Source organism: Streptomyces sp. NPDC059524 (genome assembly GCF_042749255.1).
Taxonomy (GTDB): Bacteria; Actinomycetota; Actinomycetes; order Streptomycetales; family Streptomycetaceae; genus Streptomyces; species Streptomyces xanthii.
The window spans coordinates 40,938-67,265 of the sequence record NZ_JBHYTK010000001.1; the positions used below are offsets into that span (position 1 = coordinate 40,938).

Genomic DNA, 26,328 nt, shown 5'->3' on the forward strand with positions numbered 1-26,328 from the left:
GGTCAGTCCGGCGCGCAGGGCGCTGTAGCCGAGTCCCCCCAGTAAGGGGCGCGGGTGGACGCACATGTATCCGGCGGGGGTGGGGCCGTAACGCGCGGGCCGCCCGGCGGCGCGGGCCGCGTCGTCGTCGCGGCCCGCGAGCCAGCCCAGGTAGGCGCGGTACGGGGTGACCGGCGGCAGGCCTGCGTCGTCGCCCGCGCTGCCGTACAGCGTGAAGAGTTCCTTCACGAGCAGCGGCATCGACCAGCCGTCGAGGAGCAGGTGGTGCGTGGTGAGCACGAGTTTGTGGTGGTCCGGGCCGAGCGCGAGCAGACCGAACCGGATGAGCGGCGGGGTGCCCGGGTCGAAGCGCTCGGTGCGGTCGTCGGCGACGTACGCGGCGACGGCGCGCTCGCGTTCCTCGTCGCCGAGCCCGGTGAGGTCGCGGGTGCGCCAGGGCAGCGGCACCTCGTGGGGCACGAACTGCACGGGCCGCTCGACGTTCTGCTGCCAGAAGCCGGCCCGCAGGTTCGGGTGGCGGCGCAGCAGACCGCGTACGGCCGCCTTCAGGTCCTCCTCGACGAGGGGGCCGCGCAGCTCGAAGACCATCTGGACGGTGTAGACGTCCGTGCCCTCGGTCTCGGCGCCGTAGGCGACCTGGAAGAGGAGTCCTTCCTGGAGCGGGGACAGGGGCAGGACGTCGGCGAGTCCGGACTGCGTCATCGGGCTACCTTCCAGGCGGCTTCGAGCTGGTCGATCTGGTCCTGACTGAGCGAGACCAGGGACAGGTCGGAGGGGGTGATACCGCCCGCGTCGGGGCGCGTGGTGTGGGTGACGAGGGCCTTCAGGGCGTGGAACCAGCTCTCGGCGAGGTCGCGGACGGCGGCCTCGTCGAGGAGCCGGCCCGCCCAGGTCCAGACGGCCTGCAGACGGGGACCGGAACTCTCGTCCCGGGTGTGCGCGTTGACCTCGACGGCGTGCGCCAGGGGCAGGGTGGGATCGGTGCCGTCGCCGATCAGGTCGGCGTCGGGGGCGGCGGTCCACAGGCTGCCGTCGGCGGCGGGGAAGCGGCCCAGGTAGTTGAACCCGATCGCGGGGGTGCCGTGCGGGGCGAGCGCGGCGAGGCTGCGGCCGGTGCGGGCGTCGAGGTGGCGCAGCAGGCCGTGGCCGATGCCGCCGTCGGGGATCTCCCGCAGCTGTTCCTTGACGCGTTTGACGGCCTGTCCGGCCGCGGGTCCGCCGGCCAGCGCGTCGGCGCGGTCGAGCGGTCCGGGCGCGATCCGTACGGGGTACATGCTGGTGAACCAGCCGACGGTGCGGGAGAGGTCGGCGCCGCTGTCGCCGCTTTCGCGGCCGTGGCCCTCCAGGTCGATGAGGACGGCGTCGCTGTCGCCGAGGCCGCGGCGCCGGCGCCAGTCGGCGACGGCGAGCGCGAACGCGGTGAGCAGCACGTCGTCGACCCGGCCGTGGAAGGCGGCGGTGACGGTGGTCAGCAGGGCGTTCGTGGTGCCGGTGTCGAGGTCGAGGCTGATGCCGCGGGCGGTGGCCGCCGTGTCCAGGGCGGGGTCGAGCGGCTCGGCGGTCACGGGGGCGCCGCCGCCGGCCAGGGTGCGGGTCCACAGCTCCAGTTCGGCCGCGCGCTCGGGGCGGGCCGCCTCGGCCTCCAGGTGGCGGGCCCAGGCGCGGAAGGAGGTGCCGACCGGCAGGGGGGCGCCGGTGGCTCCGGGTTCGGTGGCCTCCCAGGCGGTCTTCAGGTCGGGCAGCAGGATGCGCCAGGAGACGCCGTCGACGACCAGGTGGTGCAGGGTCAGGAGCAGCCGTCCGGGCCGGTCCGGGCCGGCGTCGAGCCAGACGGCCTGGCCGCAGCGTCCGGCGAAGGGGTCGAGGCGGTCGCGGGCGGCGGCGGCCTGCTCGGCGGCCAGGGCGCGCAGCCCCGCGTCGTCGAGTCCGGCGGCGTCGACGCGGCGCACCCAGTCCTCGGCGCGGACGGTGCCGGGGGCGCCGACGCGCATCGACCAGCCGGTGCCGGTGTCCTCGCGGGTGAACACCGCGCGCAGCACGTCGTGGTGGTCGAGGAGGGTGCGGATCGCGGCGGTGAGCCGTTCGAGGCCGAGGTCCGGCGGGACCGGGACGACCATGGACTGGCTGAACGCCTCGACGGGGCCGCCGCGTTCGCGCAGCCAGTGCATGATCGGGGTGAGCGGCACCTCGCCGGTCGCCTCCGTGTCCAGGGCGCCCTGCCCGGCGGGCTCGGGTGCCTGGTCGAGGGACTCGGCGACGGTGGCGAGCGCGGCGACCGTCTTGTGCTCGAAGATCTGCGCGGCGTTCAGGGAGAGCCCGGCGCGGCGCGCCTTGCCGACGAGCTGGATGACCATGATGCTGTCGCCGCCGCGGTCGAAGAAGCTGTCGTCGATGGAGACGCCCTCGGCGCCGAGGACCTCGCCGAACAGCACCGCGAGGAGTTCCTCGCGCGGGGTGCGCGGGGCCCGGCCGGCCGCGTCGGCCGCGCCGAAGTCCGGGACGGGCAGGGCGCGCCGGTCCAGCTTCCCGTTGGGGGTGAGCGGCAGGGCGTCCAGGCCGACGAACGCGGCGGGCACCATGTAGTCGGGCAGCGCCGCCGCGATGTGCGGGCGCAGCACGGCGGCGTCGGCCCCGGCGCCGGGCGCGGGCACCACGTAGGCGACGAGCCGCTTGTCGCCGGGCCGGTCCTCGCGCACCAGGACGGCGCACTGGGCGACGTGCGGGTGGGCGCCGAGCACGGACTCGATCTCGCCGAGCTCGATGCGGAAGCCGCGCACCTTGACCTGGTGGTCGGCCCGGCCGAGGAACTCCAGGACGCCGTCGGGGCGGCGCCGGACGAGGTCGCCGGTGCGGTACATACGGGCGCCGGGGGCGGGGGCGAACGGGTCGGCGACGAACCGTTCCGCGGTGGCGTCGGGGCGCTTGAGGTAGCCGCGGGCCAGACCGGCGCCGCCGATGTACAGCTCGCCGGTGACGCCGGGCGGGACGGGCCGGAGCCGGTCGTCGAGGACGTGGCAGGTGGTGTTGTCGAGCGGGGTGCCGATGGGGACGGTCGTCTCCTGCTCCCAGGGCGCCCGCATGAAGTGGTGGGTGGCGAAGGTGGTGGCCTCGGTGGGCCCGTACCCGTCGACGACCATCGTGTCCGGGGAGGCGGCGAGGACCCGGCTGACGGCGGCCGGGGAGACGACGTCGCCGCCCGTCCACACCTCGCGCACGCCGGTGAAGCAGTGTGGGGACTCCTCGGCCAGCAGGTTGAACAGGCCGGAGGTGAGCCACATGCCGGTGACGCCGCCGTCGACGATCGCCCGTTCCAGGGCGCGGGTGTCGAGGTCCCCGGGCGGTGCGACGACGACGGCGCCGCCGGACAGCAGCGGCACCCACAGCTCGTACTGGGAGGTGTCGAAGGAGTACGGGGAGTGCAGCAGCACCCGGCGCTGGTGGCCGGTGCGCCAGCAGCGGTCGGCGGCGAGCGCGGCGACGTCGCCGTGGGTGATGGCGACGCCCTTCGGGTTCCCGGTCGACCCCGAGGTGTACATGACGTAGGCGAGCTGGTGCGGGTGGACGGGGACCACGGGGAGTACGTCGCCGTCGTCGGGGAGCGCGTCGACGACGAGCACCTCGGCGTCGCCCGCCCAGGAGGCGCAGGCGTGCTCGGCGTCGGTGACCCGGTCCGTGAGCAGCACCCGGGCGCCGACGTCGGCGGTGATCAGCCGCATCCGGGAGGCCGGGTAGCGGGTGTTGAGCGGTACGTAGAAGCCGCCCGCGCGGACCACGGCGAGCAGGGAGACGACGAGGTCGGCGGAGCGCTGCTGGAGGACGGCGACGGCCGACTCGCGGCCCACGCCCGCGTCCGCGAGCCGCCGGGCGAGCCGGCCGGACCTGCGGTCGAGTTCGGCGTAGGTGAGTTCGCGGCCGTCGTCGCCGACGACGGCGACGGCGTCGGGGGTGCGGGCGGCCTGTGCGGCGAACTGCTCGGCGAGGCCGCCGGGCGGCACGGGCCGGGCGGTGTCGTTCCAGCCGTCGAGCAGCGCGCGCTCCGCCGCGTCGAGCAGCTCGTGGCCGCCGACGGGTGCCTCGGGGGCGGTGACGGCCGCGTCCAGCAGGACGAGCAGGCGGCGTACGACCGACTCGGCGGTGTCGCGGTCGTAGAGCGCGACGTCGTACTCGAGGTCGCCGTCGATGCCGGCGAAGCCCCCGGTGTCGGTGCGGTGCTCGACGAGGTTGAACGTGAGGTCGAACTTGGCGACGCCGAAGTCGACGGGCTCGGGCCGTACGTGCAGGCCGCGCAGGGCGGCGCGGGCCTCGAAGTCCTGGTAGGAGAGGACCACCTGGAACAGGGGGTGGCGGGCGGCGGAGCGTTCGGGCTGGAGCCGTTCCACGACCCGGTCGAAGGGCACGTCCTGGTGGGCGTAGGCGCCCAGGGCGGCAGCGCGGACCCGGCCGAGCAGTTCGGTGAAGGAGGGGTCGCCGGAGGTGTCGGTGCGCAGTACGACCGGGTTGACGAAGAAGCCGACGAGGTCGTCGAGGGCGCTGTCGGGGCGGGCGGCGGTGGGGCAGCCGATGGGGATGTCGGTGCCCGCGCCCAGCCGGGTGAGCAGTCCGGCCAGCGCGGCCTGGAGCACCATGTGGCTGGTGGCGCCGTGCTCGCGCGCGTACGCGTCGATCCGGGTGTGCAGGCCGGCGCCGATGCGCAGCGGGACGGAGCCGCCGCGGTGTTCGGCTACCGGCGGGCGGGGCCGGTCGGCGAGGACGTCGAGCTGGTCGGGCAGTCCGGCCAGGGTCCGTTCCCAGTAGGCGAGCTGCCGTCCGGCGAGGCTGTCGTCGGCCCGCTCGTCGCCGAGGAGCTCGCGCTGCCACACGGCGAAGTCGCCGTAGGTCACGGGCAGCGGCGGGTAGTCGGGGGCGTGTCCGGCGAGGCGGGCGGAGTAGGCGGTGGCCAGGTCGGCCAGGAGCGGGCGCAGCGACCAGCCGTCGCCGGCGACGTGGTGCATCAGGACGAGCAGCACCTTGTCACCGTCGGGCAGTGTGAACAGGTGGGCGCGCAGCGGGAGTTGGCAGTCGAGGTTGAAGGGGGTGCGGGCGGCGGCGGTGAGCGCGGCGGCCAGTTCCTCCGGCTCGGTGCGGGTCTCGACGATCCAGGGCCTGGCCTCCTCGGGCGGCAGCAGTCGCGGGGCGGCGCCGCGTTCGCCGCGCGGGTAGACGGTGCGCAGGCTCTCGTGCCGGGCGACGAGGTCGTGCAGGGCGTCGCGCAGGGCGCCGCGGTGCAGCGGGCCGGTGATCCGCAGCGCGATCGGCATGTTGTAGGTGGGCGCGGCCCCCTCGACCTCGCGCAGGACCCACATGCGGTGCTGGGCGTACGACATGGCGGGCTCGGTGCCGTGCGGCACGGGGCGCAGCGGCGGGCGGTCGGCGCGGGCGGCTCCGGCGGCGCGCTCGGCGAGGCCGGCGGGGGTGGGTGCCTCGAAGAGGTCCTGCACGGTGAGTTCGGCGCCGAGGCGCTCGCGGACGGCGCCGATGAGCCGTCCGGCCAGGAGGGAGTGGCCGCCGAGGGCGAAGAAGTCGCTGTCGCCTCCGATGCGGGCGCCCGTGCCGAGTCCGAGCACCTCGGCGAAGACGTGGCGCAGGGTCTCCTCCTCGGGCCCGGCCGCGGGTTCGAGGTCCTCGGGAGTGTCGTCGGTGGCGGTGGCGGGGGCCGGGAGCGCGGTGCGGTCGAGCTTTCCGTTGGCGGTCAGCGGCAGCGCGTCGAGCGGCGTGAAGGAGGCGGGCACGCAGTGGGCGGGCAGCGTCGCGGCGAGCAGCCGGCGCCAGTCGGCCGGGTCGGGGGCACGGCCGGCCACGGGCACGGCGTAGGCGGCGAGGCGCCGGTCGCCGGGCCGGTCCTCGCGGACGACGACGACGGCCTCGGCGACGCCGGGGTGGGTGGTCAGGGCGTTCTCGATCTCGCCGAGTTCGATGCGGAAGCCGCGGATCTTCACCTGGTGGTCGCCGCGGCCCAGGTAGGCGAAGGTGCCGTCGTCGAGGCGGCGGACGAGGTCGCCGGTGCGGTACATGCGGGAGCCGGGCGGGCCGTAGGGGTCGGCGACGAAGCGTTCGGCGGTCAGCGCGGGGCGGCCGAGGTAGCCGCGGGCGAGTCCGGCACCGGACACGTACAGCTCGCCGGTGAATCCGGTGGGGACCGGGCGCAGGGCCGCGTCCAGGACCCGGGTGCCGAGGTCGGGCAGGGGGCCGCCGACGAGGGAGCGGGCGCCGGGGACGGCGTGCTCGGGGCCGAGCGGGGCACAGGTGACGTGCACGGTCGTCTCGGTGATGCCGTACATGTTGACGAGCCGGGCGGTGGTGCCGCGCCGGGCGTACCAGTCGGCGAGCCGGGCGGGTTCCAGGGCCTCCCCGCCGAACACGACCTGACGCAGGGCGAGTTCGGGCGCGTCGGCGCCGCGTTCGCGGTCGGCGGTGTCGAGCTGGTGGAAGGCGGTGGGCGTCTGGCTGAGCACGGTGACCCGTTCCCGCGCGAGCAGGTCGAGGAAGTCGCCGGGCGAGCGGCTGACGGTGTACGGGACGACGACGAGGCGGCCGCCGTGCAGCAGGGCGCCCCAGATCTCCCACACGGAGAAGTCGAAGGCGTAGGAGTGGAACAGGGTCCACACGTCGTCGGTCCCGAAGTCGAACCAGGGGCGGGCGGCCGTGAAGAGGCGGAGCACGTTGGCGTGCGGGACGACGACGCCCTTGGGGCGGCCGGTGGAGCCGGAGGTGTAGATGACGTACGCCGGGTGGCCGCTGCCGACGGCGGCGCCGGGGTCGGTGTCCGGGTACGCGGAGAGGTCCTGGGCCATGGCCTCGGGGTCGAGCACGAGGACGGGCCGGGCGTCCTCGAGCATCCAGGCGAGCCGGTCGGCCGGGTAGTCGGGGTCGAGCGGCAGGTAGGCGGCCCCGGACTTGAGGACGGCGAGCAGCGCGACGACGAGGTCGGCGGAGCGCGGCAGGGTGAGCGCGACGAGCCGCTCGGGCCCCGCGCCGGCGGCGACGAGGTGGTGGGCCAGGCGGTTGGCGCGGGCGTCGAGTTCGGCGTACGTGAGCCGCTCGCCCTCGTGGCTGACGGCGACGGCGTCGGGGGTGGCGGCGGCGCGGGCGGCGAACAGGGCGTGCAGGGTGTCGCCGGTTCCCGGCGCGGGGTGCGGGGCGACCGGGTCGGGCGGCTGCTCCTCGCCGGGCAGGCGGGCGGGCGGCACGTCGGGGCCCGCGTGCGCCGCCGCGGTCAGGAACCGGGTGAAGCGGGCCAGGTGGGCGGCGGTCCCGGCGTCGTCGTACAGGTCCGCGTTGGCCTCGAGGTCGAGGCGGAGTCCGGCGTCGCCGGGCTCCTCGTAGAAGGAGAACTTCAGGTCGTCGACGGGTCCGGTGGACACCGGGTGCACGGTCGCGCCGAGGTCGCCGAACCGGGGGGCGTGCCCGTACGGCATCACGTTGACGACCGGGCCGTGCGTGGTGGTGCCGACGAGGCCGAGTGCGCGGCGGATCTCCTCCTGGCCGAGGCGCTGGTGGCGCAGCACGGGCGTCATGGCGTCGCGGGCGGCGCGCACGAGGTCGGCGAGCGGGGCGGCCGGGCGCGGCTCCAGGTGCAGCGGGTGCACGTGGGCGACGGTGCCGGCGGCCTGACGGGCGGCGGAGGTACCGCGCACGGTCACCGGCAGGCTCAGGGTGATGCCCGCCTCCCCGGTCAGCCACTGCAGGTACGCGGCGACGACGGCGGGCGCGGCGACCGGCCAGCCGGTGTCGGCGGCGCGGGCGATGTCCTCCAGGCCGTCCAGGACGTCCCGGCCCAGGAAGACGGTGTGCCGGTGCGCGTGCGCGGCGGCGGGCGCCGTGGCTCCGGCCGGGGACACGGGGGTCCGCAGCGGCTGGGCGAGCCAGTGCGCGCGGTCCCGGTCGTGGGCGGGCGATGCGCGCCACCGCGCCTCGGCGTCGGTGAGGTCGCGCACGGAGCCGTCGGCGGGCCCCGGGGTTCCGGTGTAGGCGCGGGCGACGCGGTCGGCGACCAGCCGGAAGCCGAAGCCGTCGAGCAGGAGGTGGTGCACGTGCTGGAACCAGCGGTGGTGCCCCTCCCCCAGTTTCAGCAGCGCCTGGGTGAACAGGGGGCGGCCCGCGGTGACGTCGAGGGGCCGGCCGATGACCTCGCGCATCCAGGCGTCGGCCGCGGCGGCCGGGTCCGCGGCCGTGCTGACGTCGACGAGGTGGACGGTGAACTCGGGGTCCGGGGCGGGGCTCTGGCTCACGGTGCCGTCGGCGTCCGTGTGGAAGCGCAGCCGCAGCGCGTCGGTGCGGGCGACGACCTCGCGCAGGGCCCGCTCGAAGCGGTCCGTGTCCAGCGGGCCCGTCAGCTCGATGTACTCGCCGGTGTTGAAGACGGGGCTGCGCGGGTCCCGAGCCTGGGCGAACCAGATGCCGAGTTGGGCCGCCGTCAGCGGCAGGCGCGCTACGTCGGGAACGGGAACAGGCACTCTTCCCCCAAAGTCCGGGCCGTCCGCTGCTGGTCGGCGCAGTACCGGCTCAGCCTCGCGGTCGGGGTTGACGGCGCGCTGACCCGGACCTGATGCGGGGCGTCAGCGCAGCCCGGACTCGAAGGCGTAGATGGCCACGTGGACGCGGTTGCGCACGCGCAGCTTCTGCAGCAGGTTCTGCACGTGTGTCTTGACGGTGTGTTCGGACAGCGTCAGGGACTGCGCTATCTCGGTGTTGGACAGGCCGCGCGACACGAGGTCGAGGACCTGCCCCTCGCGGTCGGTCAGCGTGTCGGGCGGCACGTCGGACACGGTGCCCGTGCCCTGGCCCGTACGGGTGCCGACGCCGCGCGGCCGGGCGGGCGCGGCCTGCTCGGGTTCCGGACGGGCGCCGCGGCTCAGCGCGTAGCCGGCGGCGGCCAGGGACACGGCGGCGGCGAGCTGGCGCGCGGTGGTGGTGGCGGGCAGGTGTCCGCGCAGGAGCCGCGCGCTGTGCGCGTCCGGGTCGCAGCCGCCCACGGTGAGCACGGGCAGTTCGGGGTCGACGCCGGCCAGAAGCGCGGCGACCTCGTGGGGCTCGCGCGGTCCGTGCACGACGAGGACGTCGGGGCGGTGCGCGCGCAGCGCGGCCAGCGCGCGGGGGCCCGGCTCGTCGTCGCCGACGAAGGCGAGGCCCTCGTGGTCGGCGAGCAGCGCCATCACGCCCGCGCGGGCGAGGGCGTCACCGCCCATGAGGAAGATCCGCACCGTGCCCGGCGCGGGCGCGGCGGCACCGCCGGGCAGTACCCGCAGCCTGGTGGACCGTACGAGCTCGGCTCCCGCTTCCGGCATGACGTGCCCCCTCACGCACTCGGTGGATGCCGAGCACGCTATCCGCCACCGGGCCCGCGGCCCCCGGGGCTCCAGCCGGTCTCGAGGGCCGGGCGAGCGCTTCCGGAGCAGGCCCCCTCCGGGAGCGGGTCCTAGAAGACGTCGGCCATGGCCGCCGCGAATCCCGGGTCCAGGGTGGTGCGCGCCGAGGTGTCGTGGGAGGTGTCCAGGCCCGCGTCGTGGCAGGCGGTGCTCAACAGGTAGCGGTCCAGGGCGTGGTGGGTGGCGAAGGACCACTCGCCGCGCGAGGCGCGGTGGCCGTCGGGGGCGAGCAGCCGGCCGGTGCGCAGCCCGAAGCCGAACTCGGTGAAGCCGAGCCGCATGCCCTGGCCGAGCGCCTTCGTGTACGCCTCCTTCAGCGTCCACAGCCGCAGGGTCTCGGCGGTCTGCTCGTCCTGGGGCAGCGGGGCGAGTTCGGCGGCCTCCGACGGGGTGCACATCTGCGCCTGCAGCAGGTCGAACCGCATCTGCCGGTCCGCGGGTTCGGCGTCCACGCCGATGCGTCCGTCGCGGCTGAGCCCGACGGACATGAGGTCGCCGGTGTGCGTGAGGCTCAGGTCGATCTGGTCGAACCCGCGCAGGTAGGGCCGCCCGCCCAGCCGGTACGACACCTCCAGCGACTCGGGGTCCACGCGCAGGGCCGCGGCCGCCGTGTACTTCATCAGCAGCCGCGACGCGACGAACCGGAGCCGCACGGTCGGGTCGGGGAGCCGCCGGTAGCGGGTCCAGTCCCGGCCGAGCAGCCGGCGCAGCCGGGGCTCGGTGACGGCGGCCGGCACCCATTCGCCCCAGGTCGTGTACACGACGGCGTTGCCGTACGCGGCCAGGTGCTCGGGCACTCTGCGCCACGGCCCTGTGGGCCGGACGTGCAGGGGCGGAGCGATCCTCGGCTGGTCCACTGCAGGCTCCCTTCTAGCCCGAGACGTGCGTGTCGTACACGTCGAAGCTGCGCCCCTCGCGGTGCCGCAGGAGCACCTCGTCCAGGACGGACCGGGTGACGGTGTCGGGCAGTTCGGGGACCGGTACGCCGAGCCTGCGGCCGATCCGGCTGAGGGCGAGGACCGCCCAGTCCGGCTGGGCGAGGAAGGAGTCCGTGCCGTCCTGGCCCTGCCACACGCCCAGGCAGGCGGCGGCGGCGAGCACCAGCACGTACCGGTCGGCGAGCGCGCAGACCCGGGGGTCGGCGAGCAGGTCACGGGCCGACTCCGGGAGCGCGGCGCACTGCTCGCGCAGGGCCCGCGTCTCCTGGACGAAGGCGTCGGCGAGGTCGGCGAGCGCGGCCCAGGCCGGGCCGCCGCCGCGCAGCGGTCCCAGCCGGTGCGCGACACCGATCAGGGCGGCGGTCAGCACGTCGTCGCCGCCGGTCAGGGACAGCTTGCGGTAGTCGAGGGGCGGGACGGGCGCGGTCAGCAGGAACAGCCGCGCGGTCGGTTCCTCGGTGGCGAACCACGAGGTGCGGGCCAGCGCGCGCAGCCTCGGCACGAGCACGGCCCGGCAGGCCGCGTTCCCGGCGTGGCCGAGCCCGGCGACGGGCAGGTCGCGCACGAGTTTCTGGAAGCCGCCGTACGCGGGTCCCCGGTCGTAGCCGCGGGCGCCGAGAACGGTGGCCAGTTCCTCGAGGTCCTCGCGCAGCAGGTCCGGCATGGTCAGCTTGACCGCCGCCGCGGTCAGATGGGCGCTGTCGGGCAGCAGGCTCAGGGACCGCAGCCCGGTGACGGCCATGCTGTCGCAGGCCAGCAGGTCGGCGAAGACCCCGGCGAGCGCCTTGTGATGGCGCCGGGCCGGCTGTCCGCCCTCGCGCCCGGCCGTGGCGGCGCGCACCGCGAACCGCAGGGCGCTGTCCACCCCGGCGACGACGGTGCCGGGGATGAGGCAGCGGTTGACCATGTAGGTGCGCAGTGCGAGGGGGACGCCGTCGCCGACGTCCCCGACGAGCGCGTCGGCGGGGGCCGGGCAGTCGGCGAACTCCAGCCCGGAGAAGTGGCTGCCGCGCATTCCGGGGGTGGGAACGCGCGGCAGCCTGCGCAGGCCGCCCGGCGGGAGCCGCTCGGGATCGAGCAGCAGCACGGAGTGACTTCGTGAGCCGGCCGTGGTCGCCGTGCGGGCGTACATGACGAGCGCGTCCGCGCGGTCGGCGTTGATGACGACGTCCTTGCGGCCGCCGAGCACGAAGCCGCCGCCGACGGCGGAGCGCGCCGTGAACTCGTCGCGCAGGATCGCGTTGGCGTGCGCGAGTTCGTGGTGCACGATCGTGACCCGCCCGCCGCCGCCCTGGAGGAGCAGGCGCGCGGTGTGCGCGCGCTGGCGCTCGTCACCGGCCGCCCAGACGGCGGAGGCGCCGAACAGGGAGGTGATCCCGTGGCCGAAGCCGAGCGCGACGTCCCGCCGGAACACCGGCCGCAGGACGCGGGCGAGCACGTCCGGGCGGGCGAGCCGGCCGCCGAGGCCGCGGGGGACGAACTCGGCTCCCAGGCCCACGTCGGACAGCAGCGCCTCGGTGGCCTCCGGGGTGCGGCGCGCCTCGTCGGCGGCGAGCAGGGCCCGGTAGCCGTGCGGATTGTGCGGGTCGTGGGGGTCGCCGAGGAGCCGCTCGAGGCGGGCGGCGCGCTCGGTCCCGTCGAGGGGCTCCTGCGGGGGCGGGCCCGGCCGGGGCGCCGGGGGCGCGTCGAGGACGGACGACGCGTTCACAGGACGGTGACCGCGCTCTCCGCGTGCCGCTTGGCGAGTTCGAGGGTGGCCGTGCTGTTGCGGCCGAGCGCCTCGCGGACGTAGCGGCGGGCCCGGGCGACGTCCGCGTCCTCGCCCAGGACGCGCGTGATGTTCTCCTCGCGCAGCACGACGCTGTGCTGGGAGGAGACCGTCACGCCCGTCTCGTCGGGGACGACGGACCATTCGCCGGTGTGCGCCGACATCAGCAGCGGGGTCGCCGTCTGCTTGTAGACGATGCGTCCGGCGTGCGGGAAGCAGACGCGGACCGACTCGGTCGTGTGCGTGCCGCCGTCGGCGGTGCGGGTGTCCATCGACATGACCTGCACACCGGGCTCGTCCTCGGTGAAGTCGAGCCGGGAGACGTGCGGCACCAGCTCGGGCCAGTCGCCGATCCGGTAGAGGAAGTCGTAGACGAGTTCGGCGGGGCCGTTCACGCGCACGGAGTCCTCGAACGACAGGACCAGTTCGTCCAGGCGGCCCCAGCGCTCGGCGAGGCGGCGCAGGTTGTCCAGTTCCGCGCGGCTGTTGGTGTCCGTGGCCCGCCGCACCCAGGCCACGTCGTCGGCGTCGTCGTCGGCGACGGTGAACTCGTGCAGCAGGGTCAGCCGCGACCGGTCGGCGCCGAGCGCGTCGACGATCCATGTACCGCCCATGGACTGGACGGGCCGGGCGGGCAGTTCCTGGCGGAACTCGACGCGCCGGCGGCCCGGGTCCAGGAGGCGGCGCGAGGTCCAGGACCTGACCTCGTCGTTGGCGACGGCCCACATGCGCAGCCGTTCGCTGTCGCCGTCGAACTCCAGCTGCTCCACGTGCACGTTGGGCGGGAAGAACAGCGGCCAGCGGACCGCGTCGGAGATCAGTCCGTAGACCACACCCGCGGGCGCGGCCACCGTCACCTCGTGCGTCGTGCGGTGCACTCGCTCAACGGCCATGTCCAGTCCCTCACTTCCTGCTCAGGGGGCGGCCCGGGACGGCCCGCCCGCCCTGTACGCCGGTATCGACCCTGTCCTGAACGGCTCGAAGGGCACCGGAGCCGCGCTCGAGGGGCGCCTCAGGTCCGGCGGGAACCGGGTGGGCGGGGGCCAGGGCGGTGTCCAGCGCGGCCGGGGTCAGGTACTCGCCGCGCGCGGCGAGGTAGCCGTCGGGGCGGACGAGCGCCCAGCCGCCGGCGGCGAGGCCCAGCGCGGCGCACAGGGCGCCGTCGGGGTCGGGCAGCGGTGCGGGCCCGGCGCCGCTGCCGCCCACGGAGCGCACGGACAGCCAGGCCCCGTACCGGTCGGCGGCCTGCTGTGCGGCGCGCACGGGCCGGCCCGACGGGTCGTGGCCGCCGGGGGCGACGAGCAGGCTCCAGCGCACGTCGCGCAGTTCGCTCACGAGGGCGTCGCTGACGCGGGCGGCGCCGGCGACGCGTTCGCCGGGCGCGGGCACGTGGCGCCGGCGCGGCACCATGACGGGCGCCGCGACGGGGGTGGCGACGGGGACGGGTTCGGGTCCGGCGCCGGTGGTCAGCGGGGAGTCGGCGTAGTCGAGGCGCAGGCCGGACATGCCGCCCAATACCTTGCGCTGGATGGCCCGGCGCAGGGCGGGCAGGGCGCGGACGACGGAGAAGACGACCGGGAGGGCCACGCCCGCCAGCGCGTTGCGGAACTGGACCAGCGCGGTGGCCGTGCGGGTGGAGCCGAGCAGCGCCTTGCCGACGGGGACGCGTTCCTCGCCGTAGGTGTCGAGCAACCGCGCTCCCGCATGGCCCTGTTGGACCGCGGCCAGTTTCCAGGCGAGGTTGTACGCCTCCTGGATGCCGGTGTTCATGCCCTGGCCGGAGGCGGGGCTGTGCACGTGGGCGGCGTCGCCCGCGACGAACACCCGGCCCTCGTGCATGCGCGGCACCATGCGCTGCTGGAACGTGAACACGGAGGTCCACTCGGGTTCGCCGACCCGTACGTCGGTGCCGAGGCCCCGGGAGAGCTTGGCGGTGAACCGGTCGGCGGCGCCGGTCGCGTCGGGGGTGTCGGGGGCGGTGTCGAGCAGCCTCCAGCGCCCCTGGTCCGCATAGGGGACCATCATCAGGGCCTGGCCGCCGGTGTGCACCCAGTAGATGCTGTCGGGCGGCAGGTCGGTGCGGACGGGGGCGTCGGCGAGCATCCACGTGTCGCGGCTCTCGCCGAGCAGGGGCAGCCCGAGCGTCCTGCGGACCGTGCTGTGGCCGCCGTCGCAGCCGACCAGCCAGGGCACCGTGCACTGTTCCTCGCTGCCGTCGCCGTGCCGCAGCCGCACCCGGACGCCGTCCGCGTCCTGCTCGAAGCCGGTCAGGCGTACGCCCCATTCGACCTCGGTGCCGAGCCGGGAGACGGCCGCGCGCAGGACGGCCTCGGTGCGGGTCTGCCCGATGATGACGCTGTAGGGGTGGCGGGTCGGCATCGACGCGTAGTCGGCCTCCAGGCGCACGAGGCGGCGTCCGCCGGCGTACATCGTGAACGCCCGGTTGCGGCGGCCGTGTTCGAGGATGCCGTCGACCGTCCCCATCTGGTCGAACGTCTCCAGGGTGCGCGGGTGGACGGCGACCGCGCGGCTGGTGCGGGAGGGGCCCGAGGCGGCGTCGACGAGGCGCACCCGCAGGCCCCGGCGGGCCAGTTCGTGGGCCGCCGTGAGGCCGACGGGCCCGGCGCCGACGACGAGGACCTCGGTGCCGGGGCTCATCGGGCGCCGGCCGTGACCGGCTCGGCGGGGGTGCTGCTGCGGTCGGCCAGCAGCTCGTACAGGCCGGGCTCGGGGGTGGCAAGGCCGCGCAGGCCGCCGACGAGCGCCTGGAAGTCGGGGTGGGTGACGGCGGCGCGGTGGGCGGCGGCGTCCTGCCACTGGGCGAGCTCGAGGAAGACGGGCTCGCCGCCGCACAGGCGCAGCGTCTGGTGACCGAGGTAGCCGGGCTGGGCGCTCATGTAGGCCGTGACACGGTCCTTGGCGGCGAGGAACTCCTCGACGTCGCCGTGGACGGTCAGCTTGTTCACGAAAGTCACCATGTCGGGTCTCCTGTCAGGCGTACGCGGAACGTGCGGGGGTGGGAAGAGGTGGGTCAGGCGGACAGCCGGCGGCGCAGGACGCGGCGTTCGGGCTTTCCGGTGGGGGTGCGCGGCACGGCGTCGAGGGCCTCGGCGGTGTGGATGCGCTCGAAGACGGCGAGGCGCCGGTTGGCCCGTTCGGCGACGGACGCGAGGACGGCGTCGCGGGTCCCGGGCTCCGGGTCGCGCAGGACGATTCCGGCCCACACCGTGGCGCCGTGCACGGGGTCGGGCCGGCCGACGACGACGCACTCGGCGACGCGCGGGTCGTCCTCGATGACGCGCTCGACGGCGGTCGGCGACACGAGTTCGTTGTCGTGCTTGAAGACGTCGCCGAGCCGGTCGACCAGGTACAGGCGGCCGTCCTCGTCGAGGTAGCCGATGTCTCCCGTGGAGAACCAGCCGTCGGCGTCGATCCGGGACGGCTCGTCGTCGTCCAGGTAGCCGGCCATGACCTGCGGGCCGCGCACCTGCACCTCGCCGGAGGCCCACACCGGCACCGGCTCCCGTGAACCGAGGTCGACGACGCGGCACTCGGTCCCGGGCAGCGCCCGGCCGACGGCGCCGCGCACCGCATCGTCGCCGAAGCTCTGGGTGTGGGAGAGCGGGGAGAGCTCGGCGAGTCCGTAGCCCTGGACGACGGGGACGCCGAGGGCGGCCCGAAGCCGGCTCGCGGCCTCGGGGGACAGCGCGGTACCGCCGGACAGGACGGCCTTCAGGCGGGGCCCGGCCGGGACGCCCTCCGGGCCGTCGGCCAGGCGCGGGTCGCCGGCCAGCCGGTGCAGCCGGGCCGGGAGCCCGTAGTAGTGGGTGCAGCCCTCGCGTGCGGCCACGGCGAGCGAGGCCACCGGGTCGGGGTCGGGGCACAGGATCTGCGAGGCGCCCGCGGACACAGCCGAGTTCAGGTGCATCACGTGGAACAGCGGCAGGTGGTTGAGGGTGACCGAGGCGGCGTCGAGGCGGTGGGCCAGGGCGGTCTGCGTGGCGTTGGCGACGAGGTTGCGGTGGGTGAGCCGTACGCCCTTGGAGCGTCCTGTGGTGCCGGTCGTGAACTGCAGGCAGGCCACCGCTGCGGGGTCCGGGGCCGGGCCCGCCGACTCGAACGGGTCGTCGGGCACGCCGTCGAGGGCGACGTGCAGCGGCACGGTGTCCCCCGGGACCACGCCGTCGTCGGCGTCGGTGACCAGGACGGTGTGCAGCAGGGGAAGCCGCTCGCGCAGCTTGGTCAGCTGTTCGGCGGTGGACCTCGGCACGACGGCGACCTCGATCCCGGCGGCGGCGCACACGTGGTGCAGGGCGTGCTCGTTGACCAGCGGATTGATCAGGGCGACGGTCGCGCCGCTGCGGCTCGCACCGTAGTAGGCGGCGGGGAACACCGTGTCGAGGGTGTGGGCGACGCCGACGACGGCGCCCGGGCCTCCGGCGAGCCGGGCCAGACCCCGGGCGATGCGGTCGGCGCAGGCGTCGAGCTCCCCGTAGGTGACGGTGTGCTGTCCGGTGGTGAGGGCGGCGGAGTGCGGGGCGCGTGCGGCGGCACGGCGCAGCAGTCCGTCCAGCGGCAGTTCCGGGTACGTGAAGCGCGGCACGGCGAGCGGCCCCCTTCGACGGGTTGACGGGCTGTCGCTCACCAAGCTGTGCGCCGGTGCTCGAGAAAGGTTCGAAAGCCGCTCGATCCCCGCCTCAGGAACCGCCGGGAAGCGCCGGAGGGCGGGCCCCGTGCGGCGCGAGCGGTCCTCCACCCGTCGTCCAGCGGTCGTCGACCCGTCGTCGACCGATCCCTGAGAGCGTCACGGACGACCTGTCCACGGAGCGAGGGAGTCGGCGTGAGCGCGTACCGGCGTTGGCACTACCGTCTGCTGCGGCAGACCTGGAAGGGGCTCATCGCCATGGGCACGGTCCATCTGGCGGGCGAGATGGGCCAGTTGGCCGTCGAGACGGGCCGGACGGATCCGCCGCGCACCGCCCTCCAGGGGCCGCCGGCGGGGCACCCGGAACAGCTGTGCCCCGAGGTGCCGCTGAGTGTCCTGGAGCTCAGGCTGATGCGGGAGCTCGGCCGGATCTGACGGTGAGCTCCGGCCCGCGGCCGTTCAGGCGGGGCGGATGCCGAGGCCCTGCCCGAACAGGCCGCGCGGGTCCCAGCGGGCCTTCGCGCGTTGCAGACGGCGGTAGTTGTCCTTGTAGTAGAGGCGGTGCCAGGGCACGCCCGAGGTGTTCCACCGGGGGTCGGTGAGGTCGGGGTCCGGGTGTCCGGCGAGGCAGCCGTCGTTGCCGCCCGCTCCGGGCACGGGCACACCGCCGGTCGCGGCGAACACGTCCCGGTACAGACGGCGCAGCCGGTCGACGGCGTCGTCCGAGGGCCGGCCGTCGACGGTGAACTCCGCCGCCAGGACGGAGTCGCGGTGCGCGCCGGCGGTGGCGAACGTGGGCCGTGTGTTGGCGCGGCCGCCGCCGGAGCCCAGCGTCACGGTCGGCGCGCCGTGGGCGCCGGGGGCCGTGAGGTGCCGGTGCAGGGCGTCGATCTGCGCGTCGTCGAGTCCGCGCCGCAGCCAGGCCGACTTGGTGGGCCCGCCGTGCCCGCCGCCGTCCCGGTCCGTGTCCGGCGCCGACTGCCAGGGGACGACGGTCAGTTCTTCGGTGAGCGTGCCGGGGTCGAGGCCGTCGGTGAGCTCGTCGGCGTAGCGGCGCAGCAGGCCGCGCGCGTCGGGCAGGGTGGCGTCGAAGCGGGTGCGGACGACCGCGGCGTTCGTGTCCCCTCCGGGCAGGACGAGGCTGCTGTGCAGCGCCGCGTAAGGGGAGTCGGCGTCGGCGTGCTGCTCGTGCCAGTCCCCGTGGTTGCGGACGAGACGGTGGAAGCCGGCGCGCTCGGTGGTCGCGCGCGGGAGAGCCATGGTGTGGGCGAGGAGGGTGCCCGGCGGGCGGGGCAGCAGGGTCGTGGGGTCGGATCCGCCGGCGTCCGGGGAGCGGAACCAGCATCGGGTGACGACACCGAAACTTGCGCCGCCGCCGGTGTGGGCCCACCACAGGTCGCGGTGCGGGTCGTTGCGTTCGCGGCTCGCCACGACGGCGCGGGCGGTGCCGAACACGTCGACGACCACGACCTCGATCGCGAGGAGGTGGTCGGCCATGAAGCCGAAGGAGCGGGTGAGGGCGCCGGGGCCGCCGGCCGTGACCTGTCCGACGACGCCGCCGTGGTCCGGGCCCGCTGCGGGGAGCGTGACGCCCCAGCCCTCGTACAGGGTGCGCCGCACGTCCGTGAGCCGCGCCCCGGTCTCGACCATGAAGGCCCGCCGGTGCGGGTCGTGGGCGACGGCGTTCATCCGCCCCAGGTCGACGACGGCCGCCGCGCCGCCGTCCGCCACCGGACGCCCGGCGTCGTGGCCGCCGTACCGCACCTCGACGCGCTGTCGACGCCGCGCGGCGTCGGCGACGGCCCGGACGACCTGTGCGGTGGTGACGAGGGCGGGGAACGACGACGGTGCCGGTGCCGGTGCGGTGGGACGGGTGACGGGGCGCGGGACGCTAGGAGCGGTGGTCATCGTGCACCTTTCTCGCGTGGACGGCACGGGACGCGTGGCGGGCGGGGCCCGCGGCGCGCGTGCCGGTCGGGACGGGCTCGGGGTGCGTGAACAGGTCCGTCCGCACGTGGACGGGGGCGGCCCCGTAGGCCACCTTGGCGGTGATGCGGGCGCCGATCGGGGTCCGGGTGACCAGGTGGGCTGCGGCCGCCCTGGCCAGCGTGGCGGCGCGTCCCGCGGTCCCGAAGAACGCCTTGGCCTGGAGGCGCTGGGCTCGGGTCACCGCGTCGGCGGCGGGCGCGCGCAGTTCCTGGAAGCGGGCGAGGCGGGTGTGGCTCGTGTCGCCCGCGTGCAGGGCCTCGACGAGGACGGGGTGCAGGGCGGCGGCGTCCTGGAGGGCGAGGTTGACGCCCTGGGCGCCGAGCGGTCCGTGGGTGTGGGCGCTGTCCCCGAGGAGGACGAGTCCGTCGCGGGACCACCGCGGGGCACGGGCGGCGAACACGTCGAGCAGCTTGAGGTCCGACAGGCCGGTGAGGTGCTCGGTGACGAGGTCGGCGAACTCCGGTACGGCGGCGGCCAGTCGGTCCTTCACCACGCCGATTCCCCGTTCGGCGACGGCGGGCCAGGACCGGTGCGGCAGGGTCCAGCCGATGCGGATGCGGTCGGGGTGGGTGTCGTGGACGAGGACGGCGGTGCCCTCGGCGCGGTGGACGCGGACGTGCCGGGTGGTGCGGCCGGGCGCGGGCACGGAACACCACACGAGGTCCTGGTCGAAGGTCTCGGTGCGTCCGGCGTCGATGCCGGCGAGGGCGCGGGTGCGCGAGAAGCGTCCGTCGGCGCCCACGACGACGCGGGCGCGCACGGTGAGGGGGCGCCCGTCGGGGCCTTTGGCGACGGCTCCCGTGCGGGGGCCGTCGTCCTCGGTCAGCGCGGAGAGCCGGTGTCCGTCCCGGTAGGTGAAGCCGGGCTGGGTGCGGCAGGCCGCGAGCAGGGTCTCCAGCAGGTGCCGCTGGGGCAGAGCGAGGAGCCGGCCGTAGGGGGCGTCCAGGCGGGTGTAGTCGATGTCGAGGAGGAGCCGGTCGCGTTCGAGGACCTGGAATCCGCGCAGGGCGCGGTCCCCTCGGGAGCGTGCCGCGTCGAGCACGCCGAGTTCGTCGAGGATCCGCTGGCCGCCGGGTTGCAGGATCTCGCCGTGGAAGTCGCGGGCGAAGGACCGGGACTTCTCGAGCAGGGTGACGGCGACGCCGGAGCGCAGCAGCATCAGGCTCAGGGCGAGGCCGGCCGGGCCCGCGCCGACGACGCAGACGTCGGTGTTCTGCGCCCGGGTCACGGCGCGCCCAGGGGCGTCGGGGCGGCGGCCGCGTCGATCCGGGCTGCCACCCGGCAGGCGCGTCCGACGAGCCGGGGCAGTTCGGGGCCGCGTACGAAGAAGTGGTCGCCCGGCACGGTGCGGCGCACGAAGGTGCCGTCGGTCCACTGCCGCCAGGCGTCGAGCGCCTGCGGTGTCACGACCGGGTCGTGGCTGCCGCCGACGGCGAGCACGGGCACGGGCAGGCGCCCTGGGGCGTCGAGGGCGGCGGCGCGCAGGGAGCGGGCCAGCCTGAGGTCGTCGCGCAGCACGGGCAGGACGGCGCGGTGCCAGACGCTGTCGGGCTCGGCCAGCGTCCCGCCGGGCGCGGAGCCGACGTCGCCCACGAAGCGCAGGAGCTGCTCGTCGCTGATGTCGTCGTCGGACGCGGCCGGGGGCCGCACGGTGTGCGGGGCGGGGCAGGCTCCGACCGCGAGCAGCCGCGGCCCGGGCAGCCCCGCGTCGAGCAGGGCCCGGGTCAGGGTGTGGGCGACCATGCCGCCGAGGCTGTGCCCGTAGAACACGTACGGGCCGTCCGAGGCCGCAGCGGCGATGTCGTCGAACAGGGCGTCGAGCAGTGCCCGTCGCCCGGTCGGCCGCGTCTCGTGGCGGCGGGAGTCGCGTCCGGGCAGCAGCACCGGGACGACCTCGACCCCGGGGCCGCAGCGCCGCGGCCAGCGGCCGAAACCCGACACCCCGGCGCCGGCGTGCGCGAAGCAGTACAGCCTTACGTCCATGGCACTCCAGCCTCCGCGCGTTCCCTGGAGAACGGCTCGAACTCCTCGTCGGGTCCCGCCGCCGGCGTCATCGGACGGCCCGTCAGGCGGCGTACAGGTCGAAGGTCGAGGAGCGGCGCGGGCCGCTCATGACGTCGAGCTGCGGGTCCACGGCGAGCATCGCCTGGTGCAGCCGCTGGAGCTGGGGGGCGGGTTCGACACCGAGCTCCTCGATGAGGCGGCGCCGCAGCCGCTGGTAGACGTCGAGCGCGCTGGCCTGCCGGCCCGAGCGGTACAGGGCGACCATCGCCTGCGAGTGCAGGCCCTCGTGCTGCGGGTGACGGGCGATCAGGTCGGTGAGCTCGGCGATGACCTCGACGTGCCGGCCCAGGCGCAGATCGGCGTCGATGCGTCGCTCGCGGGTGACGAGACGGCTCTCCTCCAGGCGCATCACCTCGATCGTCAGGATGGGCCCGACCCGCACGTCGACGAGCGCGGGGCCCTCCCACAGGCCGAGGGCCTGCCGGTAGGTGGCGGCGGCCTTCTCGTCCTCGCCCTCGTCGGAGGCCTGCTGGGCCTCGCCCACCAGACGCTCGTACTCGTGCACGTCGACGGCGTCGGACGGGACCTGGAGCAGGTAGCCGCCGTGCCGCGTGGCCAGTACGTCCTTGGCGGCGCCCGGCACCCCCGGCCCCATGGCGGTGCCCAGGCGGCGGCGGAGCTGGAGTATGTACGTCTGCAGGGTGGTGAGCGCGCTCTGCGGCAGCTCGGTGCCCCAGACCTCCTCCATGAGCGTGGGGACGGGTACGACCCGCCCCGGGTAGAGCGCGAGCAGTGCGAGGATCTGCCGTGGCTTGGCCGCCGTCGGAACGATCGACATCCCGTTGACGGCGGCACTCAGCGGACCCAGAACCTGAATCTTCATGGTCTCCTCCGTACCGGTATCCGATGAGCGTCGATATTGCGCCGCAGAACGGATTCCTGTCCTTTCCTGACAAGCGTGGAGCGAGTCGAACCGTAGCCCCTCGCGAACTTTCGGCACGTCATCTTCCAGTAGTCTTCGAGCAGTTCTCCACGTGTCGCTTCCTGACACGGCACTGACGCGGACCTGACCCTTTCGGGAGAGGGTCTCGAAGTGCCTTCCGGAAGATTCCCGGCGCCATTAGCTTCGGCCCCATGGAAAACGGTGGAAAGCACGACGTGCCGGCCGCGGCCGACCCGCTGACCCGGCAGCTGCTGCGTCAGATGGTGGCCGGCGCCATGCAGCTCGACCCCTCCGAACTCCCCGACGACCAAGGCGATCTGGTCGACCACGGGCTGGACTCGATCAACACGATGCGGCTGATCTCCGCATGGCACCGGCGTGGGATCGAGGTGGGCTTTCCCGAGCTGATGGCCCGGCCCACCCTCGGTCACTGGTGGGATCTGATTTCCCGGTCCGACCCCGCACAGCACCTCGAGGCCGCACCCACAGCTCCTTGAGAGACGCTCGCGTACGCCCCGCGGCCACGCCGCACCGTCTAAGGTCCGATAGCCGAAGAGCTGCCCATGGTTTTCCGGGAAACCGGAAAAGGACCACCAGACGGAGCCCCCATGAAATTCGGCGTGAACTTCTTCCCGGTCATCGATCCGGCGAAGAAGAGTGCGAGCACCTATTACGACGAAAGCCTTCGGCTGGTCGAACTGGCCGAGGCCCTCGACTTCGAACACGTGCAGACGGTGGAGCACTACGGCTCCCCGTACGGCGGTTACAGCCCCGACCCGGTCGTGTTCCTGACCGCCGCGGCGGCGCGCACCAGCCGCATCCGTCTGGTCACCGGCGCCGTCATCGCCTCGTTCGCGCACCCGGTGCAGACGGCGGCGCGTCTGGCGCTGCTCGACAACCTCTCGCACGGCCGCCTCGACGTCGGCTTCGGCCGCGGCTTCCTGCCCGACGAGTTCGAGCTGTTCGGTGTGCCGATGGAGGAGAGCCGCACCCGGTTCACCGAGGTCGTCGACGCGTGCACCGCCCTGTGGAGCGGCGAGGAGGTCCGCTTCGAGGGCGAGGTGCACCGCTTCGGCCCCGTCACCGGCTTCCCCCGCCCCCACCAGCACCCGCACCCGCCGGTGTTCGTGGCGTCCGCGACCAGCGCCGAGTCCTGCGCGCTGGCCGGCGCCCGGGGCCACCACCTCCAGGTCGTGCCCTCGGTGACCAGCCGTGAGCAGCTGATCGGGATGACCACCGCCTACCGCGCCGCACGCAGCGCCGCGGGCCACGAGGGCCCGGGCCGCATCCAGATCAAGTACACCTGCTACCTCGGCGAGGACCGCGAGGTGGCGCTCGCCGACGCCCGCGCCAACGAGCGCAACTACGTCGAGATGATGGCCGGCGCCGTGGCCTCGTGGGCCGAGGCCCGCTCGGAGCAGTACCCGGGCTACGAGAAGTTCGTCGAGAAGGCCCGCGCCTACGACTTCGACAAGGCACTCGCCGACCACAAGGTGCTGGCCGGCACGCCCGCCGACGTCCGCGCGCAGATCGAGACGATCCGCGGCTGGTACGGCGCGGACATCTGCCTGAGCCTGCAGTTCAACCCCGGGCACGTGCCCTACGAGCGGGCCGAGCGCGCGATGGAACTCTTCGCCGCCGAGGTCGCCCCCGCGTTCACCGGGTCCCACGACGGCGCGCCCGTGCCCGCCGCCGTGGCCGCGTGAGGGGGAACGGCATGCACTCCGACCAGCCTCTGCGCCTGTACGTCTTCCACCACGCGGGCGGCTCCCATCTGCTGTACCGCGAATGGCCCGCCCTGCTGCCCGCACACTGGGACGTCCGTCTCATGGACGTGCCCGGCCGCGGCCGTCTGGCCGGCCGCCCCCAGATCGACGACGCCCGGGAACTGGCCGCCTTCTTCCTGCGCTCGACGGCGGCGGAGCCCTCGGGCCCCTTCGCGTTCTTCGGCCACAGCATGGGCGCCCTCGTCGCCTACGAGATGACCCAGCGCCTGGCCGCGGAAGGCCGCGAACTGCCCGTGTGGCTCGGCCTGTCGGCGCGCGGCGCGCCACGTCCGCAGGGCGAGGCCACCCGCCGCCACGCACTGCCCGACGAGGAGCTGCGCCTGCACCTCGCCGCGATGGGCGGCACGCCGGTGGAGGTGCTGCGCGACGCCGACCTGTGGGAGATGTTCTCCCCCGCGATCCGCAACGACCTGAAGCTCGTGGAGAGCTGGCGCCCGCTGCCGGACACCCCGAAGCTGACCATGCCGGTCGCGGTCTACGGCGGCACGCAGGACGTCGTCGTCGCGCCCGAACGCCTGGCGGCCTGGGAAAGCTTCGCCGAGCGGTTCCAGGGGCTGCGGATGCACGAGGGCGGCCACTTCTACTTCCAGACGGACCCGCGCCCGCTGATCGAGAAGATCACCCGGGACGCGACGGCGGCCCTGACGGCGGCGGTGAGCCCCTCGTGACCGCGCCGGACGCGGACATAGCCGTCGTCGGTCTCGGCGCCTGGGGCGCGAGCGCCCTGTGGCAGCTGGCCCGGCGCGGCCTGCGCGTGATCGGCGTCGACCGCTACGGCCCGGCGAACATCAACGGCTCCTCGTACGGCGAGAGCAGGATGTTCCGCACGGCCTGCCTGGAGCACCCCGGCCTGGTGCCGCTCGCGCAACGCTCGCGGGAGCTGTGGCAGCAGCTGGAACGGGAGAGCGGCACCCGGCTGCTCGAGCCGACCGGCGCCATGCTGATCGGCCCCGAGGACGGACGGATCGTCGGCGGCGCCCTCCGCGCGGCCCGCGAGCACGGCCTGGACATCGAGGTGCTCGACCGCGACGCCCTGCGCCGCCGCAGCCCCGCGCACGAGGGCCTTCCGGCGGACCACATCGCGGTGGTGGAACCCGCCGGCGGCCTGACCCTGCCCGAGGCGACGATCCGCGCCGCGCTCGCCTCGGCCCGCACGGCCGGGGCACAGATCCTCACCGACACCCGGGTCACCGCCCTGGAGTCCGAGAGCGCGGGAACGGCCGTGCACACGGCGGCCGGACGCGTCCTGCGCGTGCGGCAGGTGGTGGTGACGGCCGGCCCGTGGCTGGACCAGCTGGTGCCCGGACTGCCGCTGGAGGTCGTCCGGATGCCCACCACCTGGTTCACCCCGCGCGAGCCGGACGAACGCTTCACCCTGGAGCGGCTGCCGGTGTTCATGCGGGAGGTCGAGAACGGGGACGTGCTGTGGGGCCACGGCACCCTGCCGGGCCGCACCGAGCTGAAGCTGGGGCTCGAGGACGGCGGCCGGCACTTCCGCGTCGTGGACCCGGAGACCCTGGACCGCTCCGTGTCCCCGTCCGACTGGTCCGTCCTCGGCCACCGGCTCGCCGACGCGGTGCCGGGCGTCGGCCGGGAGCCGTCCCGGGCCACCGCGAACATCTACGCCCGCACGCCGGACGGCCAGTTCCTCATCGGACGGCCCCGCGGGCATCCGCGCCTGGTGGTCGCGGGCGGCTGCAGCAGCCACGGGTTCAAGCACGCCACGGGGGTCGGGGAGGTCCTGGCCGACCTCGTCCAGGGCAAGGAGCCGGCCTTCCCCCTGGGCTTCACCGATCCCGACCGGTTCGAGTGACGCGCGCGGCGTGACGCGCGGGGAGGTAGGGGGAGATGCAGTTCCGCATTCTCGGTCCCGTGGAGATCCAGGACGAGCGAACCGGTCTGAGGATCCTTCCGACGGGCGCCAAGCAACGCGCCCTGCTGGGCGCGCTCGTGGTCAAGTCCGGGCACGTCGTGTCCGTCCACCGGCTGATCGACGAGCTGTGGGGGGAGAACCCGCCCGCCAACGCGACCAACGCGCTGCAGGCGCACGTGGCGCGGCTGCGCCGCCTGCTGCCCGTGCCCGAGCCGGGATCGGGGGAACCGCACCACGAGTGGATCGTGACGCGCTCCCTCGGCTACGTCCTGCGTCCGGGCCACAGCACGACGGACGCGCAGCGGTTCAACGAACTGGCCGCGCGCGGGCGGGCAGCCGCCGCGGACGATCCGCAGCAGGCCACCGAACTGCTCCGCGACGCCCTGGCACTGTGGCGGGGGCCCGCCCTGGAGGGCAGTGTGCGCGGGGACATCTGCGCCGCCGAGGCGGCCCAGCTGGAGGAGAACCGGCTCACCGCCCTGGAGACCCTCTACGACGCCTGCCTGCGGGCGGCCCGGCACGACGAGATCATCGGCGAGCTCGAGGAGCTGACGACGGACCATCCGATGCGGGAGCGGTTCTACGACCTGCTCATGGTGGCGCTGTACCGGTGCGGGCGGCAGGCGGAGGCGCTCAGCGTGTACGACCGGGCGCGCAAGCGCCTGGTGCACGAGCTGGGCGTCGAGCCGGGTCCCGCACTGCGCGGCCGGATGGACGCGATCCTCCAGCACGACCCGGGCCTCGCGGCGCCGGGCGCGCCCGACCGGGTCGCCTCCGTGGTGGCGATGCCGCTCCCGCCGCGCCCACCGGGCCCCCTGCCCGGGGCCGGCCCGGACGCGACGGTGCTGAGCCTGAGCGGGGAGATCGCCCGGCTGCAGCACCGCATCGAGCGGCTCTCCCTGGAGCACGAGGAACTGATGCGCCGCTTCGACCGGCTGGTCGCACAGCCCGCCGCGGGCCAGTAGGCACCGCCGCGG

Annotated in this window: 19 protein-coding genes; 6 read left to right on the plus strand and 13 right to left on the minus strand. The window is 75.0% G+C overall.

The window, feature by feature from the left end; translation table 11 throughout:
• The 9 genes from ACFW9D_RS00095 to ACFW9D_RS00135 all read right to left on the minus strand — a co-directional run.
• Positions 1-702: condensation domain-containing protein (locus ACFW9D_RS00095; RefSeq protein ID WP_384616316.1), on the minus strand; the 702-nt coding region annotated here is incomplete at its 3' end.
• Positions 699-8,492, minus strand: coding sequence for an amino acid adenylation domain-containing protein (locus ACFW9D_RS00100; protein ID WP_384616318.1), 7,794 nt, complete (start codon positions 8,490-8,492; stop codon positions 699-701). The genes ACFW9D_RS00100 and ACFW9D_RS00095, both read right to left, overlap by 4 nt.
• A gap of 102 nt (positions 8,493-8,594) precedes the next feature.
• Positions 8,595-9,323: a DNA-binding response regulator gene (locus ACFW9D_RS00105; RefSeq protein WP_384616320.1), complete on the minus strand. Its 729-nt coding sequence runs from the start codon at positions 9,321-9,323 to the stop codon at positions 8,595-8,597.
• Between the two features lie 131 nt (positions 9,324-9,454).
• The gene (locus ACFW9D_RS00110) at positions 9,455-10,261 is read right to left on the minus strand and encodes a 4'-phosphopantetheinyl transferase family protein (RefSeq protein WP_384616322.1); all 807 of its coding nucleotides are present in this window, start codon (positions 10,259-10,261) and stop codon (positions 9,455-9,457) included.
• Between the two features lie 13 nt (positions 10,262-10,274).
• A complete protein-coding gene (locus ACFW9D_RS00115; protein WP_384616323.1) occupies positions 10,275-12,050 on the minus strand; it encodes an acyl-CoA dehydrogenase in 1,776 nt (591 codons plus the stop codon).
• Positions 12,047-13,003 (minus strand): aromatase/cyclase, encoded by a 957-nt coding sequence (locus ACFW9D_RS00120; RefSeq protein WP_384616325.1) that lies wholly within the window; start codon positions 13,001-13,003, stop codon positions 12,047-12,049. Before ACFW9D_RS00120 ends, ACFW9D_RS00115 begins: the two co-directional genes overlap by 4 nt.
• Positions 13,004-13,013: 10 nt before the next feature.
• Positions 13,014-14,768, minus strand: coding sequence for an FAD-dependent oxidoreductase (locus ACFW9D_RS00125; RefSeq protein ID WP_384616327.1), 1,755 nt, complete (start codon positions 14,766-14,768; stop codon positions 13,014-13,016).
• The gene (locus ACFW9D_RS00130) at positions 14,765-15,088 is read right to left on the minus strand and encodes an antibiotic biosynthesis monooxygenase (protein ID WP_188341897.1); all 324 of its coding nucleotides are present in this window, start codon (positions 15,086-15,088) and stop codon (positions 14,765-14,767) included. The genes ACFW9D_RS00125 and ACFW9D_RS00130 overlap by 4 nt, the downstream gene beginning before the upstream one ends.
• Before the next feature lie 53 nt (positions 15,089-15,141).
• A complete protein-coding gene (locus tag ACFW9D_RS00135; protein WP_384616329.1) occupies positions 15,142-16,713 on the minus strand; it encodes a class I adenylate-forming enzyme family protein in 1,572 nt (523 codons plus the stop codon).
• 237 nt (positions 16,714-16,950) lie between these two features.
• Here ACFW9D_RS00135 and ACFW9D_RS00140 point away from each other — a divergent pair, with 237 nt between their 5' ends.
• The gene (locus ACFW9D_RS00140) at positions 16,951-17,190 is read left to right on the plus strand and encodes a DUF6059 family protein (protein ID WP_384616331.1); all 240 of its coding nucleotides are present in this window, start codon (positions 16,951-16,953) and stop codon (positions 17,188-17,190) included.
• Positions 17,191-17,214: 24 nt separating this feature from the next.
• Here the strand turns inward: ACFW9D_RS00140 and ACFW9D_RS00145 are convergent, their stop codons facing one another.
• The 4 genes from ACFW9D_RS00145 to ACFW9D_RS00160 all read right to left on the minus strand — a co-directional run bounded on the left by ACFW9D_RS00145 (position 17,215) and on the right by ACFW9D_RS00160 (position 21,631).
• Complete coding sequence (locus tag ACFW9D_RS00145; RefSeq protein ID WP_384616333.1) at positions 17,215-18,663, minus strand: FAD-binding oxidoreductase; 1,449 nt, start codon at positions 18,661-18,663, stop codon at positions 17,215-17,217.
• A complete protein-coding gene (locus tag ACFW9D_RS00150; RefSeq protein WP_384616335.1) occupies positions 18,647-19,972 on the minus strand; it encodes an FAD-dependent monooxygenase in 1,326 nt (441 codons plus the stop codon). The genes ACFW9D_RS00145 and ACFW9D_RS00150 overlap by 17 nt, the downstream gene beginning before the upstream one ends.
• Entirely contained in the window at positions 19,969-20,727 is a 759-nt protein-coding gene (locus ACFW9D_RS00155) for a thioesterase II family protein (RefSeq protein WP_384616337.1), read from the minus strand. Before ACFW9D_RS00155 ends, ACFW9D_RS00150 begins: the two co-directional genes overlap by 4 nt.
• 82 nt (positions 20,728-20,809) lie before the next feature.
• Positions 20,810-21,631 (minus strand): AfsR/SARP family transcriptional regulator, encoded by an 822-nt coding sequence (locus ACFW9D_RS00160; protein ID WP_188341891.1) that lies wholly within the window; start codon positions 21,629-21,631, stop codon positions 20,810-20,812.
• A gap of 251 nt (positions 21,632-21,882) precedes the next feature.
• Here ACFW9D_RS00160 and ACFW9D_RS00165 point away from each other — a divergent pair, with 251 nt between their 5' ends.
• The 5 genes from ACFW9D_RS00165 to ACFW9D_RS00185 all read left to right on the plus strand — a co-directional run bounded on the left by ACFW9D_RS00165 (position 21,883) and on the right by ACFW9D_RS00185 (position 26,316).
• Positions 21,883-22,188 carry a phosphopantetheine-binding protein gene (locus ACFW9D_RS00165; protein WP_188341890.1) on the plus strand — a complete coding sequence of 102 codons (306 nt, stop codon included), beginning with the start codon at positions 21,883-21,885 and terminating at the stop codon, positions 22,186-22,188.
• A 111-nt stretch (positions 22,189-22,299) separates the two neighbouring features.
• Positions 22,300-23,397 carry an LLM class flavin-dependent oxidoreductase gene (locus ACFW9D_RS00170; RefSeq protein WP_384616340.1) on the plus strand — a complete coding sequence of 366 codons (1,098 nt, stop codon included), beginning with the start codon at positions 22,300-22,302 and terminating at the stop codon, positions 23,395-23,397.
• Positions 23,398-23,408: 11 nt separating this feature from the next.
• Positions 23,409-24,146: a thioesterase II family protein gene (locus ACFW9D_RS00175; protein ID WP_384616342.1), complete on the plus strand. Its 738-nt coding sequence runs from the start codon at positions 23,409-23,411 to the stop codon at positions 24,144-24,146.
• The gene (gene solA, locus ACFW9D_RS00180; protein WP_384616344.1) at positions 24,143-25,291 is read left to right on the plus strand and encodes an N-methyl-L-tryptophan oxidase; all 1,149 of its coding nucleotides are present in this window, start codon (positions 24,143-24,145) and stop codon (positions 25,289-25,291) included. The genes ACFW9D_RS00175 and solA overlap by 4 nt, the downstream gene beginning before the upstream one ends.
• Before the next feature lie 35 nt (positions 25,292-25,326).
• Positions 25,327-26,316, plus strand: a complete 990-nt coding sequence (locus ACFW9D_RS00185) for a BTAD domain-containing putative transcriptional regulator (RefSeq protein ID WP_384616346.1) — start codon at positions 25,327-25,329, stop codon at positions 26,314-26,316.
• Positions 26,317-26,328 lie beyond the last annotated feature (12 nt).